Origin of the sequence: Glaciecola sp. 1036 (assembly GCF_050306235.1) — a bacterium.
Taxonomy (GTDB): domain Bacteria; phylum Pseudomonadota; class Gammaproteobacteria; order Enterobacterales; family Alteromonadaceae; genus Glaciecola.
This window is the reverse complement of record NZ_JBLWFH010000010.1, coordinates 120,361-137,541: the sequence shown is the minus strand read 5'-3', so window position 1 is coordinate 137,541 and position 17,181 is coordinate 120,361. Positions and strand designations below refer to the sequence as shown.

Here is a 17,181-nt window from a genome sequence, read left to right as displayed (position 1 = left end):
ACAACCATATTGGCATGAATAACAACCGTTATCCCACTATATCAATCGCTTACTCAAAATAAAGGGATAAGGATTTCAAATAAAATAATAAATCTAAAATTAATCTCAACAATGTTAATATGCCAATGTAAACGTTAACATTGTGTGAATTTAATCTATGTGATTTATAAAAAATGAAGAAAGTAAAAAGCCTGTTGGTTGTTTTAGTTTGCCTAGCAGTACCCTCAATAGGAATGGGGCAAGACATATCAACTGCTATCACAGAGCAAACAATTAAAATTGCGCCAAACGCTTATTCAGGAAGCTCAGTGAATGTAGTTTCCGGTGGAAGACAAAACATTTTCACTCATAGCACATATCAATATACAGGGTTTTATGATGCGCAAAGTAGACTAGTGCTAGCAAAACGTCGATTAGGTGAAAAGCATTGGCAAAAGCAGGTTACAGAGTTCAAAGGAAATACTGCAGATGCGCACAACAGCATCAGTTTAATTGTGGATGGTAGTGGCATTTTACATGTCAGTTGGAACCATCATAACTCCCCATTAAATTATGCTAAGGGCGAAAAAGCAGGCAGCTTACAAATCAAAAAAGCGCCTATGCTTGGTGCAGGCGAAAGTAGCCTCACCTACCCACATTTTTACCGACTAAGCAACGGAGATTTAATTTTTCAATATAGAGATGGTGGTTCTGGCCGCGGCGTTATGAAAATGAATTACTATTCAGTATCGGAACAAAAGTGGCGTAGCCTTAATGACAATGTACTAGACGGCGAAGGTATTCGCAGTGCCTACTGGAGCATGGATATTGATAAAAATGACGTCATGCATTTAGCCTGGGTGTGGCGTGAAACGCCAGACGTTGCCACTAATCACGACTTATTTTATGTTCAGTCAAAAGACCAAGGTCAAAGCTGGCAAACCATAGATGGCGAAAAAGTTTATCTCCCCATCACTGCTGATAACGTGGAATATGTGACTCGCATTCCGCAAAATCACAAACTTATGAATCCCCCGATGGTAGCTGCGGATCGTTTGAGCAATCCTTTTATTGCTAATTACTGGGCTGATTCCCCTGATCAAAAGCCAAGATTTCGAGTTGTGCATTATACCAAAGAGACTTGGGAAACCGTCAGTGCGCCACCGCCAAAAGAGAACTTTGATTTAAAGGGTATGGGCACCAAAAGACCGCCATATTCTAGACCCTTATTGTTAGTGGAATCTGACTGGCATAACAGTTGGTTTCATCTGATTTATCGCGATGATTTTGAAGATGCGGTGATAGCTGCAACCGTCAAAGATCTTAATCAACCTAAATGGGAATTACGCCGCTTGGTTGATGGCAATCTAGGTGCATGGGAACCGAGTTTTGACCCTGAGCAATGGCGTAGAATGGGCCAAGCACAGATGCTAATACAGGATGTGACCCAAATTGACGGCAACGATCACTCAGCTGCAGATACGCCACCAAGCGAACTCGATCTTTTAATTTGGAGTCCAAATTGGGAGCGCCATCAAAACCTAACCCCTACACCTAGTGGTGAATTGAGCATTAATAAGAACTCACCATTAGAAAAAGCAAAGATCGCCAAGATTGCTGAAAAAGCCGCCCTTTGGCAATGGCAAAATGTACCTGCAGGCTGGGATTATGACCCTACGAGTTGGACCATGGCACCTTTTTATATTGGCAATATAATGGTCGCAAATATAGTCCCGGAAGCCGATTTAATCCAAAAAGTTATTCAGCAATCAGATGCCATTGAATGGAAACACGGTGCACGTTTGGGTTTCTTTGATGCCGACGATTATGCGGTATCGCAAGCCTATCTGCGCTTGTACTTGCAATATGAGCAAGAAAAAATGCTACTGCCTTCTAAACACCGTCTGGACGAAATTATTCAAAACCGGCCTACCGCTAGTCTTGATTGGGGAACACCCGGTGGGCGCGAGCGCTGGGGCTGGAGTGATGCCTTGTTCATGGGCCCCATGTCATTCTTGTTGATGTATCAGGCCACCGAAGATGAAAAGTATCTGAACTTTATGAACGAGGAATGGTGGGCAACAGCTGAACGACTGTACAGCCCCGAGATTGGTTTGTATTTTCGTGATGAATCCTATTTAGATTTGCGAGAGCGCAATGGCCAAACTATTCACTGGGCCAGAGGCACTGGCTGGTCTATAGCTGGACTTGCTCAGGTAATCGAATACTTCCCTAAAGACCATCCCGATTATGCGAATTATGTGAAGCAGTTTAAAGAAATGGCCAATGCATTTCGCAAAGCCCAACAAGACAACGGATTATGGCGACCTGGATTATTAGACCCTGATACTCATACCGCAAAAGAAACCAGCGGCAGTAGCTTTGCTGTATATTCACTTGCTTGGGGCATAAATAATGGTTTGCTGGATGATAGCTACAAGCAAGCTGTCATGACTGGATGGAATGCACTAACCGATAGCGTTACGGAGCAAGGAAAATTAGAAAATGTGCAACCTATTGGCGCGGCGCCTTATGGTTTTGCTCCTAAAAACAGCGAACCTTTTGCCACTGGCGCCTTTTTAATGGCAGCCAGTGAGGTGTATAAGTTAGCCAAATAACAATAGTTATAGGACCGTTCAAGCAATTTGGGCGGTCATTTCAAAAGTTTGTAAAAATAGACAGTAGCGTCTAAATCTCCATTTGAACTTCGAGCAAATTGAGGGATTTGTCCAGCTTCTATATAGTCCAATTTTCGATACAAGGTTGAGGCAATATCGCCCAGCCTTGTGTCTAAAACTAATAAAGTCAGTCCGAGAGATTGCGCAGACTTTTCCATTAGGTGCATGAGCTTTTTACTTATTCCCTGACCGCGCGCTTTGGTAGTTACCATGAGTTTTTCAACTTCGCCTCTATGAGAACCGTTGGCTTTACTACATAAAGATAATTGCACTGCGCCTAACACTTCATCTCTATTCACAGCTATGAATAGCTTTCTTTGTTTTTGAAGTAATTGTTTATTGACTGCTTGCCAATATGCTTGAATTTCAAGGTCATCAATTGGTGTTATGAAACCGACTGAAGCACCACTGTTTACGCAATCAACAAGTAGCTGATGCAATGCTTTTTCTATCCCATCAATAGTGTCTACTTCTAGTATCTGCACGTTAATTCCTTAGATTTATGAAATGTCTTGCTGTGGAATGATGGCTAATAAGTCCGTCACACCTATGTCAATGTTTTGCTGAGCAAGCAAAGTTGTTAATTGCCCCCGATGATGAGTTTGATGATTAAAAAAATGCATAATCAAGAATGAAAGTTGTTTATTCGATTCCACTCCTTTGGTGTTTGCATAATGTATCACCGAATCCAAGTCATTCTCTTGTATACCCGATATCCAATGCAATATCTGTTGATCTAACCAAGTCCTTCTTTCTGCGAGAGATAAGATGTCAGATATATAAATCTGATCAAGGCTCCTTGGTGCTTCTAATGCAGCTACATTCGCCAATAATGCACGACTCGACAAATGGGTTGAAAAGCGTTGCAGCCAAATAATGTCTGCGACTAAGATGTGGTTGAGAGTGCCTAAGATTGAACCAAAAAACGCGCCTTTGTCTTCGATTAAAGTTCCTTCATCTAGACAGTCTAGAACCTTATATAATTTATCATTCATCCATTGGTTATACTGCGCCATGAGTTGGAAATGGTCCTTTGTACTCACAATTCACTCCTTCTTAATCGCTTTTAAGTCACACATTCAAATAAAAGCCCTGCTCACTTAATCAATTAGAATCAGCATCAAATAATTTAAAAATAAAATTACTTCAGTATTTTGTATTTTCGGCCGATTTTATCACAGTCGAACATTTAAAATTTTTTAGGACTAGCTGTTGCAAACACTTCAATATACGTCAACCATCCTTATTGTTGTCAACGAAAAAGATTGCATATCAGAACTAAGCAAGGGCGCTTTAAAAATAGGTTTGAAAGAGGGGAATCCATGGCCATATGGATATTCCAACACCTGTCAAATCAACAATGCAGATTTTCTTATGACGGTAGACCCCTGTGAATCTGGTCATATCATCCACCTGCAAGATCTGAAAGCACAATTTACTTTTCACAAGGCGTTAGAATCAATATCTCAATGCAACTTAGTTAACCTTCCGCAGATGTCAGGTAAGCTTGGTGGTGCTTTACTAAAAGCGGTATCTACCCTAAATGAATCGATTAAACAGGCCCTTGAGGCGTCCTGTGAATTAGAACGAGGCTCAAATGAGCTAAATCATTCTTCAACTAAATTAAGTGATCGTACTGTACAGGTGACTTCTCAATTAGAGCAAACACTGTCTACCTCTGAAGAATTGCATGCGAGCATTCGAGATAATTTAAGTGCTGCTGAAAGCCTAACCTCAACAGCTAGCGCAATTGATAGCGATGTAAATAAAGTCAAACAATCTGTGGGGCAAGCAAGATCTCAAATGGAAGACATTTCTACGCGAGTATTAGATACAGAGAAAATTGTTGAAGCCATCGACGAAATCGCGTTTAAAACCAATATACTATCGCTAAATGCTGCCGTTGAAGCGGCAAGAGCAGGCGAAGCTGGTCGCGGATTTAGTATAGTGGCCCAAGAAGTGGGAATGCTGGCTAAACACTCTGCCAGTCAAGCTGGTGAGATTAGAACCTTGTTGAAAAATGCCCAAGCTAGCAGTTTACAGGGGCAGAAAACCATTGAATCAGTAGATTCATCTTTAGAAAATTTATTTTTAAGTTTGGCTGAGGTCAGTCGGCAAATAGAAGAAATTAATCGGGTTTCGGAAAATCAATCCGTCGCAATGTCTGATACTTCAACAGCATTAAATGGCATCGCTGATATTAATCAGAAAAATGCTGTACTGGCAGACTCTTTGTCGAATTTAGCGACTAGATTTAACACTCAAACTCAATTTATGCGCGACTCTATGGAAGTATTTAAGATACAAACGGATTTTTCCCATCCTAAACATAGAGAAGCCTTTAATTTAACCAAACAAACCGCTGAAAAAATTGGTAGGGCATTTGAATTAGCTATCCAGCAAGGTCGAATCAGCAAACAAGCTTTGTTTGAAAGAAACCATCACCCCATCGCCAACACTAATCCAGTTAAGTACAGCACAGCGTTTGATAAATTTTGTGATAGCCTATTACCCAGTATTCAAGAGCCAGCGCTAGCAAGTAAAGACTTTGTGGCTTACATCATTGCAACTGATAACCACGGCTATGTGCCAACCCACAACAATCAATTTTGCCAAGCGCTAACCGGCGACGCCAAAAAAGATCTAGCGGGAAATCGCACTAAACGGATTTTTTCAGACCGTGTCGGCCAGTCCTCAGCAAATCACCGAAAAGACTATTTGTTGCTCACCTATCGAAGAGATACCGGCGAAATTTTAACTGACTTATCCTGTCCCATTTTCGTCAACGGCGAACATTGGGGTGCAGTGAGATGTGGGTATAAGTTGTAGATTTGGGATACTCATTTCTCGCATGACGCAACAAGTCGCAGCCTCGTAGCTTTAAGCTTTTCGGACAACTTGCCTCTGGACGTTTCGGTTTCAGGGGCTCTTTAATGCTTGAATGACATAGGGCTATACCTTGCCCCAATTAATACCGCATATGTAGGCAACTATACATACCTGCAAATACCCATATTATTGAACTATGATATTTAGGTATCTATTTATCAAACCCATAATCAAATTTCAATTTTTCGATATTTTCTTTCATATATTCTTCATTGGTCAATTCAATTATTGGAGTCAAATCCAAGACTATGATTTTTTCTTCAACATTAACCGTTAACTTATTATCATTTTTTGAAAACTCAATATTTTCAATATCATCATAACCAACTTCAATATTTATTTTTGCGATTTGATCTCCCATTAAAGAGTCGAAGACAATCACCTCACCATTTTCAAAAGCAATCGCGACTAGATATGAGTCCTTTGATATTGTTGCATTTTCAATATTTTTTTCAAATTCCCATACAAACAATTCATAATCTTTTTGTAAGTCAATCAGTTTTGCTTGCCCCTCATCATTCCACAGTAAAAGGATCTTCCCATTTTCGGATACTTCAAAATATTCAGCGGCAGTTAAATTCTCTTTTAAGGACTTTCTTTGCTTAGGTTCTTTAATGTTTATTAATTCTATTAAGTTGTCAAAATCCGAATCATATAAAATGATTAATTGATCCTGTTTACCACTAAAAGCGATTTTTTCGATCTGCCCAGCGCTTGGAAGTTTAGGAATCGAAAATCTGGCGTTAGTATTTAGGTTAATAACCTCTATTTCATTCACTGAATTTAGGCCTGCAATTAAGTCATTGCGATCATTAATAGTGCCTAAGGAAAACTCTGTGGCTAATGTTTTTATTATTTGCAATTTGGGTTGCAACGAAATAGAAAAATACTTCCCATCTTCCGTAATCGCGCCCATAGACTGTTTATTTTCGGCGAAGCCCAATGAAATAACATCATCAAAAGATTTGATTGGTAATGAAATTGTTTGTGAAGATTTATTGGAACTTAAATTCCACAGTTGGAGATCTGAACCGATTGAAATCAACGAGTTATTGTAAGGAGGAAATTTTATCTTATCGATACTACTTTCAGACTCCATAACCTGCCTATCTGAAAATAACTCCCATGTTTTAATGGTATTATCCTCATGGGCAGTATATAGCTTTCGACCATCGGTACTGAGCACAGCAGCATTTAGGTCTGGTAATCCTTCTATCGAAGCTTCTTTTCTATGGTGATATGTATTCCAAAACTCAACTTTGTTCTCAAAAGACACTACCATAAAGAAATTAGGATAAGGAGCCCCATTTTTATGTTCGTAAATGTTCCTTCCATTGTATGGGCCTAAATATACTGAGCCTATTTTATCGTATCTTCCGAATTCATAAGTGTCTTTAAGGGTACCTAATTCTAAATAGCCATCGTCAAGGTTCCATAACCTCATCACATCATAGATTTTAATTTGGCGTTCAGTAGGAACAACTATATAAGACCCATCAGGTGTAAATTTAACATCTAGAGATTGGTTCAATAAAATTGACTTAGAAGGTACCTTATCTAGCGTTTTACTATCATAAAATACAAGCTCATATCGAAAAGTGCGTTTAGGAACATCAGCGACTATAGCCAATAAATTACTACTTTCTGAAAATTCAATCTTTTCAATACCATTTTCAAATTCAATTGTTTTTATAATATCGCCAGTTTCGATGTCTAAGATAAAAATACTTCGATCAGTGCAAGCTATCGCTCGTTGCTGTGACTCGGCAATATACAGGCAGGACAACTTATTTTTTAGTGGGTATTTATGAGTTTCCTCTTGGGATACAACATTATAAACCAATAGATGCTTATTTGACGCTGCGACTAGTTGTTTATTATTTGAAGTTAAGGCAAAAAGATTAAAATACTCTCCTGCAGGTGCCTCATACTTTGCGATTTCATTTCCTTTTAAATCGACTTGTTCAATCGTTTTGTTAACCGCGTCTCTTCCTGAATAAAAAATGCTTTTTTCATCGGATGCTAACTCAAAACTATTAATCTTATTTTCAAAAATCATATCGCATTCGACTTTTGAAGAATCTGATTTAGAGCCAGAGCCAAAACTAACCACTTCAATACGCTCTACTTCTTCGCACACTTTTTTGGGAAATACTTGTTTACTGTTAAGAACTCTAGGCGAGTTGAAATAACGCATCAAATGATTCGCTACCTCTGGTATAATTTTACTTTGGTTATCCCCAGTTTCTTGAAGGGCGTTCAAAGCATGAAACGCAGCTTCCGCTAATTTACTTTCACTAGATGATTGTTCTGCCTGAGACAATAAAAACTCACTTAAATTATTTTTTCTCGCTATTTCTTTTTGCTCAGCAATAGCAGCTTGCAGCTTTGTTTCTTCATATTGCTGATATAAAAAGAAAGCTAGTACCAAGGCTGAAGAAATTAAAATGACAAAAACACTTAACCATTTCTTAAATCTCTTAGCTTTTAATCGTGCTTGTTCTAATTGGTATTCTTTATCTCGCTGAGTTAGCTCCCCTAGTGGTACACCTAAAATACCAGCAATGATTTTCAGCAACATTAGGTGTAATTGCTGCTGATAGCGATTTACCTTTTCTTGTATAACTCTATTGTTATCTGAGGTGGTTTTCTTTAAATGCTCACGATAAGCTGCAGGTGTGGTAAATCCTTGTTCAGGCTTTCCATCGTTATTTATTCTAAAGTCAGCAGCTATCGGCTCTGCACGCTTGTAAGTAGGGTTTCCATCTTGGTCATATTCAAATTGCAGAGGAAGTGGTAAACACTCATCAGCTTTGGTGAATCCTAAACTATGCTTACTGTCATCCCAACTGGTGTTTGGTTCACCATCAATCATGGCTGCAATAATACGATCGGAATGACCGAGCTTTTTAAAGTAATCTATTTCGTCTGCCACGTAAGTCGATGCAACTGCTCTTGGAGAGCACAAAACGACCAATAAATTTGTTTGCTCTAATGCACTTACAATGGAAGTGGCCAAATCTGCATGAGCAGGAAGCTCTTCTTCATCTCTAAAAATAGGATAGATACGGGCGGGAATAACATCTCCACGACCGTTCTTTTTACCAACTAAATCGTTGGGGACTTCATAGGTTTCAATGGCTTGATGCAACCAAGTTGCCCATTGTCTTCCTTGTTCTTTGTTATCAGCATGTCGATAGGAAATAAAGGCGTGATACTTGTACTGCGGTTGGTTGTTTTCGTCCATGGAGAGCCTACTAGACCAATGCAACTTTATGTTTCATTAGCCCTTCAAATTATCTTTTTAAAATTTTAGCTGGGGCTATCCTAGCACAATGAATAATTTTTTTGCCATAAAATAAATAGAAAAAGCCCCGTAAAGCAATGCCTTACGGGGCTTTCTTGAAACAGATTATGTTTCTATGTGACGCTTTGGGAGCAGATTACATCATGCCGCCCATGCCGCCCATTCCACCCATGCCGCCCATATCAGGCATTGCAGGAGCATCGTCTTTAGGCACGTCAGCAACCATAGCTTCGGTGGTGATCATCAAGCTAGCAACTGAAGCTGCAAACTGAAGTGCAGAACGGGTTACTTTAGTTGGATCTAGGATACCCATTTCTAGCATGTCGCCGTAAGTATCGTTACCAGCGTTGTAGCCGTAGTTACCTTCGCCGCCTTTAACCGCGTTAGTTACTACAGAAGCTTCAGCACCAGCGTTGGTTGCGATTTGACGAAGAGGCGCTTCCATTGCACGAAGTGCAAGGTTAACACCATGAGTTTGATCTTCATTGTCGCCTTGTAGGCCAGCAATTTTTGATGCAGCTCTTACAAGTGCAACACCACCACCAGCAACTACACCTTCTTCAACCGCTGCGCGAGTTGCGTGAAGTGCATCTTCGACACGTGCTTTCTTCTCTTTCATTTCTACTTCAGTAGCCGCACCCACTTTAATTACTGCAACACCGCCAGAAAGCTTAGCTAAACGCTCTTGAAGCTTTTCTTTGTCGTAGTCAGATGTTGATTCTTCCACTTGAGCGCGGATTTGGTTACAACGACCTTCGATGGCGTCTTGCTCACCAGCACCATCAACGATAGTAGTGTTGTCTTTGTTAAGAACAACGCGTTTTGCAGTACCTAGGTCTTCAAGTTGCACTTTTTCAAGTTCAAGACCAATCTCTTCAGAGATTACTGTACCACCAGTAAGGATAGCGATGTCTTGAAGCATAGCTTTACGACGGTCACCGAAACCAGGTGCTTTAACAGCCGCTACTTTCACAATGCCACGCATGTTGTTAACAACTAGTGTTGCTAATGCTTCACCTTCTACGTCTTCAGCAATAATTAGAAGAGGCTTAGAAGATTTCGCAACTGCTTCTAGTGTAGGAAGCAATTCACGGATGTTAGAGATTTTCTTATCAACCAAAAGAATGAATGGGCTATCTAACTCTACAGTGCCATTTTCTTGATTATTGATGAAGTAAGGAGATAGGTATCCACGGTCAAATTGCATACCTTCGACGACTTCTAATTCGTTTTGAAGTGCTTGACCTTCTTCTACAGTGATTACACCTTCTTTACCTACTTTATCCATAGCTTCAGCGATGATGTCGCCTACTTCTGAATCAGAGTTAGCAGAGATAGTACCTACTTGAGCAATAGACTTGCTGTCTGAACATTCAGTTGATAACTTTTTCAATTCTTCAACCGCTGCAACAACTGCTTTGTCGATACCGCGCTTAAGATCCATTGGGTTCATACCAGCAGCAACTGATTTTAAACCTTCAACTACGATAGATTGTGCAAGTACAGTTGCAGTAGTGGTACCGTCACCCGCTTCGTCATTTGCTTTAGACGCCACTTCTTTTACCATTTGGGCGCCCATGTTCTCGAATTTATCTTCTAATTCGATTTCTTTTGCTACAGACACACCGTCTTTAGTGATAGTTGGAGCACCAAATGACTTATCTAGTACAACGTTACGCCCTTTAGGACCTAAGGTTACTTTAACTGCGTTCGCTAATACGTTAACGCCTTTTAGCATTTTTGTGCGAGCGTCGTCGCCAAAACGTACTTCTTTAGCTGCCATGTGTTTTTTCCTCTAATTTGGTAATTTGCTTAAACCTGTTAATTGGGACGAAGTTTGGCTTATTCTACTACTGCCAAAATGTCTGATTCGCTAAGAATCAATACATCTTCACCGTCTAGCTTTTCAGTTTTTACACCATAGCCATCGTTGAAAATCACAGAGTCGCCGACTTTTACGTCAAGCGGTCTAACTTCACCATTATCAAGTAAACGGCCATTGCCGACAGCGATAACTTTACCGCGAGTTGATTTTTCTGCTGCAGAACCGGTTAATACGATACCGCCAGCTGATTTGCTTTCTACTTCTTCGCGTTTAATGATGACGCGATCGTGTAAAGGACGAATTGCCATTTTCAAATCTCCTGAAAATCCAATTTACATTATTGTTTAAGTGTAATTCGCTGGCGCACAAAGCGTTCGCGAACGTGAAATCATTAAGATGCTTGCTAAGTGGGGTTAACCTATTTTGATCTCAAGGGGTAAAAACAAATTTTTTTACAATTTTTTTAATTCAGACGATTTTTATCATCATTGTCTGATTTATCTTGGTATTCACCTTCAATGGTTTCACCTGACTGGGAACCTGAAGAGTCGAATCCAGAAGCCCCCCCACCGGGTTGGTTAAAGCCACCGGTTCGGGTTTGATTAAATTGGAAGTAAAAGCTCGATTGCCCTTGTTGCTGCTTTTCTATTAAGTGTTTTAAAAATGAGGCTGCAATTAGTTTACGCGAAACCGGAAAGGTAAAAGCTAAGCCCAAAATATCCGTAATAAATCCGGGAGTTACCAGAAGAACGCCCGCCACTAACAGCATTATACCTTCTATTAATTCTTTACCTGGAAGATCACCTTGGGATGCTTTCAGTTGGACTTTCTGTAAAGTCGCTATACCCTCGCGCTTGACAAAAAAAGCGCCCAAGAAAGCAGTAAATACCACGAGTGCAAAAGTATTCCAGCCGCCAATGCTGTCAGACACATTTATAATCACCATGATTTCGGTGATGGGTAAAACCACAAATAAAATAAATAAAAATAGCAAAGGAATTCCTCACACTGAACATAGGCTCGAATTTTATACATTGGGATTGAACCAGATTATTCAATCTTATTTAAAACAAGATTAGTATAATCAAACCAGATGTTTGCACATAAAGACTTAAGTTTGTGTTAAGTTTGATGATAAATACTCTCTAGTTATTGAACATACGAAGCCTCCGTGGAAAAAGCTTTAAACTTGAAAGAAAATACGGGGTGTTTAGGTCAGTATACTGCCGAAGATTAATATTTAGGAAATTGAATGAGCGCTATGCAGTGGAAAATTTGTGGTTTACTAGAACTTGCTAAAACGGGATTGGCAAAGTCCAAGTTATTATTTTTTGTGCTTTTTAGCATAGTAATTCCATTTTCCATCAGCCATGCTCAGAGCACCCCTGAATCTTTGTTCGACGATGTTCCTGAATTTTTAAAAGTGGATGAAGCTTTTGGGTTTGACTACGAACAACGTCAAAATGAGCTCATCATCAAATGGCAAATAACCGACGGTTATTATCTGTATAAAAAACAGTTTAAAACCAATGGCAAAGGCGTCTCCTTGGGTGAACCAGTTTACCCTGAAGCGGTACAGATAGAAGACGAATTTTTTGGGGAGTCTGATGTCTATTTTGAAGACATTGTAATCAGTTATCCTATTTTACAGGCGCAACAAGACGGTTCGGTCAGTTTGCGCTTCCAAGGCTGTGCCGAAGCGGGCTTATGTTATCCGCCCACGACCAAAGTGATTTATTTAGATGCGGTGACAGGCAGCGGCCAAAATCCACTGTCATCACAAAGCACCCTTGAAGATAATAGCGGCGCAGATTCTCAAGTGGTGTCACAACAATTTACCTTGGCAGAACAGCTTTTGTCCGATCAAAGCATGATCATTAGTCTAGGCGTCTTGTTATTGTTGGGTATTGGCTTAGCCTTTACCCCTTGCGTTTATCCCATGTATCCGATTATTTCGAGTATCGTCATTGGTAAAGGTCAGCGCGAAGTTAGCTTACAACACGCATTTTTACTTGCCTTTATTTATGTGCAAGGTATGGCAATTACCTACAGCGTGTTGGGCTTGGTTGTTGCTTCTGCTGGTGTGCAATTTCAAGCCATGCTACAGCATCCAGTCTTGCTGACCATATTTATCGTTTTATTTGTATTATTAGCATTGGCCATGTTTGGTCTGTATGAAATCCAACTACCAAGCAAATGGCAAGAAAAGCTCAACGGACTTAGCAACGAACAAAAACGCGGTAACCTTGTTGGCGTGTTTGTGATGGGTATTATTTCGGGCCTAGTCGCCTCTCCTTGCACCACCGCGCCCTTGACCGCAGTATTGTTGGTTGTAGCGCAATCTGACTCTTTAGTCTTTGGTTTCTCCGCCTTATACGCCCTTTCATTGGGGATGGGTATACCGCTCATATTATTTGCAATGACTGGTGGTAAACTTTTACCAAAAGCTGGGAATTGGATGAATGTGGTAAAAGTGACCTTTGGTTTCATGATGCTCACTGTAGCGGTATTGTTCATCGAACGTATTTACGTAACTCCGCTTACCAGCTTGCTTTGGGGCGCCTTGTTCATTAGCTTATTTGGTTACTTGTTTACAGTGAATCAAACTACTCAAGCTTCTTTTGCCAAGGGCGTTCGTACTACAGTGTTAGCTTTTGCATTGGTCGCTTCGAGCCTGTATGGACTTCAAAGTCTACAGAAAAATGCTCTACTGCCATTTGAACTAGGGTTGGCCGGCAATAATTCAGTTGCTGCTAATCATTTAGAGCATCCAGAGTTTATGGTAGTAAAAGATCTAGCGGATTTTCAACAAAAGTTGGCTGCGGCAAATGCCGAAGGTAAATCAGTGATGGTTGATCTCTATGCAGATTGGTGTGTTGCCTGTAAAGAATTTGAAAAGTATACCTTTGTAGATCCTGAGGTTATTCAAGCACTTGATAACACTCAATGGATGCAAATTGATTTAACCCATAACACGCCGATAAACCTCGAATTTCAAGATCATTTTGATATTTTAGGTCTTCCCACCATTTTGTTTTTTGATGCCCAAGGTAACGAATTACAGAGAGCTAGAGTGACCGGCTTTATGCAAGCTGATGATTTTGCTTCTCATGTTAACCAAGCATTGGATAAATAAGCAGAAAAATTACCAATAAATTATCTCAAAAGGTTAAACTTTTTAAAAATATAAACGATAACTCTTTATACCTAACTGAGTAAAAATGTTCTGATTAGGCAAGTTTCAATGACTTAGCAGCAAGTCGTCAATCTGCTGTCGCTTGTGTCAAACCTTTGTCGTTGTCAATTGCTAAATTCAGTATATATTTTGCGGGTCCATTGAGTAAATTGTTTATGCTATCAGTGCCTCCTAAAATTTTAATATATGCAGTGTCCTTAGCAGTTGTTGCTTCAGTGATATTTGTGAGCATGTCGGAAATTGTCGCATTTGTCGCCTTGTTAGGTGGACTTTTCGGCCTCCTGTATTTTCAAGCGAGCACGTTTGAATCTGCGCCAGACGTGTCACCTGTTGAAGTTTCAAATGAAGCCCATGACGCTCCTGCGTCAAGCGTTGGTGATATTCGGCCGTTAATCGATGAGTTTGTTCCTACGCTGATCGAATGCGAATCGAATATCGATGGAATCAAGAAAACCCAAGATGACGCGGTATCAACACTAAGTACCAGCTTTAATGAGCTACAGGAATTAGTGCATATCCAGGCGCAAACTATTCAAGATCTCATTAGCGCAGATGCAAGCGGTGAAACCCTTTACAGCGAAAAAATGCGTATCTTTGCCGATAATACGGCGGAAACCTTAGATAAATTTATTAAATCTACTGTGGATATGTCTGCATCTTCTATGGCTTTGCTTGACCAAGTAACCACTATCTACGAATCAGTACCAGCGGTTCTAAAAGCTGTGAAAGATATCGATAGTATTTCTGATCAGACTAATCTTTTGGCACTTAATGCGGCAATTGAAGCTGCACGTGCTGGTGAACATGGTCGAGGTTTTGCGGTAGTCGCTGATGAGGTGAGATCTCTATCCAATCGATCATCTGAATTTAGTGATCAAATTCAAGCCAAACTAAAAACAATGTCTTCACAGATAGAAGGTTTGACTACCGAAGTAGGCGAGCTCGCCAGTTATGACGTTAGCTATGTTATAGATGCAAAAAAAGACATTAATGAAGCTTTGAACAGCATCATCTTGAAAGCCGAATCGGATTCGCGCGTTACCTCAGGCTTAGAAAAGGTTTCTAACGACTTGGAAGCGGCGTTATCTAGCGCAATAAGAGGACTTCAATTCGGCGACATCAATGGACAGAACCTTACTTATACCATGGAATCAATCGCCTTTGTTCGCGAAAAACTGGCAGCTATAGATACGCAAAACATTAACGACGTTTTACAACAAGTACAAGCACATTTGGCCTCTATTGAAGAGCGTCGCCAAAGCATGCATAACCCTGTTTCTGCCACCAGCATGCAAGCCGGTGACATCGATTTATTCTAATACTAGGTAGTGAGGAACTATTCCATGAGTGAAAGAGCATTACAAATCCCTGAAAGGTTTGATTTTAGTTATCACAAAGATTTTACTGAACAGTATCAGACCATTTTAAATGATGGTACTGTGTCTGAAATCGCTTTAGATTTCAGTAAAGTAGGCTATTTGGACAGCTCTGCTTTAGGCATGATGGTGCTGTTTCAAAAAAAAGCAAAAAGTAAAAACATTTCAGTGAGAATAAGAGGCGCAAGAGACAGTGCCAAGGAGATTCTACAGATCGCAAACTTCGATCGACTCTTCGATATTAGCTAAAAGATCCTTTAAATATGCGTACTCTGATCATAGAAGATGACAGCTTATTTTCTGAAATTTTACAGACGTTTTTAGAAGATCACGACTGTCAAACTATTGTTGCAAATACCTTAGCAGCAGCCCGTGCGCATCTCTCCACTTCTGTATTCAATTTCATATTGTTAGATAACCAATTACCTGATGGTAATGGTTTGACCTTTATTTCTGAAATTACGGATTTATTAAGCACACCTACACCTGTCATGATGATCACTGCTGAAGACAATCAGAATGTGATGGCCGATGCTTTTGTCAGAGGTGCCGATGATTTTTTAATAAAGCCTATATCCTTAGATTTGTTATGGCAAAAAATGCAACGTGTGAGAGCGCTGTATTCCAAAGAAGCTGAATTGGAAGAACAAACCCAACGATTGGAAAAATTGATAGATCAACGTGAGCAAGAAGAGTCTTTGGCTAGATATGTTTACGAACATGTAGCTGCATCTTTAGTACATGAAGAAAAATGTATTGACACTTACCTGCAGTCATCCAGTACTTTTAATGGCGATGTATTTATCAGCGAAACCGCACCTAATGGAAACCGCATCATAATATTAGCCGATGCAACAGGCCATGGTTTGGCAGCCGCAATCAGTATTCTACCCTTAGTAACCACTATAAAAGCCATGATCAGAAAAGGGCTTTCTCTGGCACACATAGTACATGAAGGAAACTCTAAACTTGGTAAAGAATTACCCGATGATAAATTTGTAGCATTAGCGGGTATAGAAATAAACTTTAATTCTCGCCAATGCATGATTTTTAATGGTGGTATGCCCGACATCATCGCCCTTAGACATGATGGAAAGATAGATAGATTCTCATCAAATACTATGGCGCTTGGAATTTTAGATCCCGACGATTTTGACCCATCTATTACCACTTGCGAAAGTCATCCTTATAAAAACTTCGTTTTATACAGTGACGGCATTATCGAGCAGTGCAATAAATCAGGGGAAGAGTTTGGTTTAGAACGTCTACTTAATTGCATTAAAAAGAATAAGAACAACGAGTCACTGGTATCTCGCATCATCAATGACTTTACCGTGTTTAATGAAATTCAAGAATTGACCGACGATTTATCACTCTGTGATCTTCAGGTAGATGCACTTTTCGAGAAGCATCTGTACGAGCGAGATTTTAGTGAGGTAAAGAAATCTGGCAAGCTTTCTGCATCCATCGAAATGAACGGCGGTTTAATGGCGTCAGCTGACATTATTGGCTGCTTTGACAGCTTAATGCGCTGTGTCGATGTAATTGGCGATCTGCGTCAACGTGCTTTCACCGTATTCGCCGAACTTATCAGTAATGCATTAGATCATGGTGTTTTAGGTTTAGATTCAAAGCTAAAAAATGACATGTCAGGGTTTGCAGAATATTTAATTGCAAAAGAAGAACGACTTGCTGCCGTTAAAGAAGTAGATGCTCTCAAAATGTCGTTTGAGTATGAGCCAAGCACTAACCATATTTCGTTTTCGATTTCAGATACCGGAAGCGGTTATGAAGTAAAAGCAAAAAGTGAAATGAAAGACGCGTCCCTATCAGGTCGTGGTCTTTCATTAATTAATAAACTATGTAGCTCAGTAATAGTTTCCCCTCCCGGAAACAAAACTGAAGTTACGTTAAAAAGAGAGTTTTAGTGA

At 40.0% G+C, this 17,181-nt stretch carries 12 protein-coding genes; 6 read left to right on the top strand and 6 right to left on the bottom strand.

The features are described 5' to 3' along the window. Positions 1-173: 173 nt before the first annotated feature. Positions 174-2,597 (top strand): BNR-4 repeat-containing protein, encoded by a 2,424-nt coding sequence (locus ACNKW3_RS14895; RefSeq protein WP_427400102.1) that lies wholly within the window; start codon positions 174-176, stop codon positions 2,595-2,597. A gap of 35 nt (positions 2,598-2,632) precedes the next feature. Here the strand turns inward: ACNKW3_RS14895 and ACNKW3_RS14890 are convergent, their stop codons facing one another. Both ACNKW3_RS14890 and ACNKW3_RS14885 read right to left on the bottom strand, forming a co-directional pair. Next, positions 2,633-3,142 (bottom strand): N-acetyltransferase family protein, encoded by a 510-nt coding sequence (locus ACNKW3_RS14890; protein ID WP_427400101.1) that lies wholly within the window; start codon positions 3,140-3,142, stop codon positions 2,633-2,635. 15 nt (positions 3,143-3,157) lie between these two features. Continuing rightward, positions 3,158-3,700, bottom strand: a complete 543-nt coding sequence (locus ACNKW3_RS14885; RefSeq protein ID WP_427400100.1) for a DinB family protein — start codon at positions 3,698-3,700, stop codon at positions 3,158-3,160. A gap of 169 nt (positions 3,701-3,869) precedes the next feature. On the opposite strand from ACNKW3_RS14885, the gene ACNKW3_RS14880 reads away from it, so the two are divergent. Continuing rightward, positions 3,870-5,486 carry a methyl-accepting chemotaxis protein gene (locus ACNKW3_RS14880; protein ID WP_427400099.1) on the top strand — a complete coding sequence of 539 codons (1,617 nt, stop codon included), beginning with the start codon at positions 3,870-3,872 and terminating at the stop codon, positions 5,484-5,486. A gap of 211 nt (positions 5,487-5,697) precedes the next feature. Here ACNKW3_RS14880 and ACNKW3_RS14875 read toward each other — a convergent pair whose 3' ends face one another. The 4 genes from ACNKW3_RS14875 to ACNKW3_RS14860 form a co-directional block, all read right to left on the bottom strand. Beyond that, positions 5,698-8,793 (bottom strand): toll/interleukin-1 receptor domain-containing protein, encoded by a 3,096-nt coding sequence (locus ACNKW3_RS14875; protein WP_427400098.1) that lies wholly within the window; start codon positions 8,791-8,793, stop codon positions 5,698-5,700. A gap of 196 nt (positions 8,794-8,989) precedes the next feature. Next, a complete protein-coding gene (gene groL, locus ACNKW3_RS14870; RefSeq protein ID WP_427400097.1) occupies positions 8,990-10,636 on the bottom strand; it encodes a chaperonin GroEL in 1,647 nt (548 codons plus the stop codon). A 59-nt stretch (positions 10,637-10,695) separates the two neighbouring features. Next, a complete protein-coding gene (locus tag ACNKW3_RS14865) occupies positions 10,696-10,986 on the bottom strand; it encodes a co-chaperone GroES (protein ID WP_427400096.1) in 291 nt (96 codons plus the stop codon). Between the two features lie 155 nt (positions 10,987-11,141). Beyond that, complete coding sequence (locus tag ACNKW3_RS14860) at positions 11,142-11,672, bottom strand: FxsA family protein (RefSeq protein WP_427400095.1); 531 nt, start codon at positions 11,670-11,672, stop codon at positions 11,142-11,144. A 267-nt stretch (positions 11,673-11,939) separates the two neighbouring features. On the opposite strand from ACNKW3_RS14860, the gene ACNKW3_RS14855 reads away from it, so the two are divergent. From ACNKW3_RS14855 to ACNKW3_RS14840, 4 genes are all read left to right on the top strand, one after another. Next, entirely contained in the window at positions 11,940-13,814 is a 1,875-nt protein-coding gene (locus tag ACNKW3_RS14855) for a protein-disulfide reductase DsbD (protein ID WP_427400121.1), read from the top strand. Positions 13,815-14,014: 200 nt separating this feature from the next. Next, complete coding sequence (locus ACNKW3_RS14850; protein WP_427400094.1) at positions 14,015-15,193, top strand: methyl-accepting chemotaxis protein; 1,179 nt, start codon at positions 14,015-14,017, stop codon at positions 15,191-15,193. A 24-nt stretch (positions 15,194-15,217) separates the two neighbouring features. Continuing rightward, the gene (locus tag ACNKW3_RS14845) at positions 15,218-15,499 is read left to right on the top strand and encodes an STAS domain-containing protein (RefSeq protein ID WP_427400093.1); all 282 of its coding nucleotides are present in this window, start codon (positions 15,218-15,220) and stop codon (positions 15,497-15,499) included. A gap of 14 nt (positions 15,500-15,513) precedes the next feature. Then, a complete protein-coding gene (locus tag ACNKW3_RS14840; protein ID WP_427400092.1) occupies positions 15,514-17,178 on the top strand; it encodes an ATP-binding SpoIIE family protein phosphatase in 1,665 nt (554 codons plus the stop codon). Positions 17,179-17,181 lie beyond the last annotated feature (3 nt).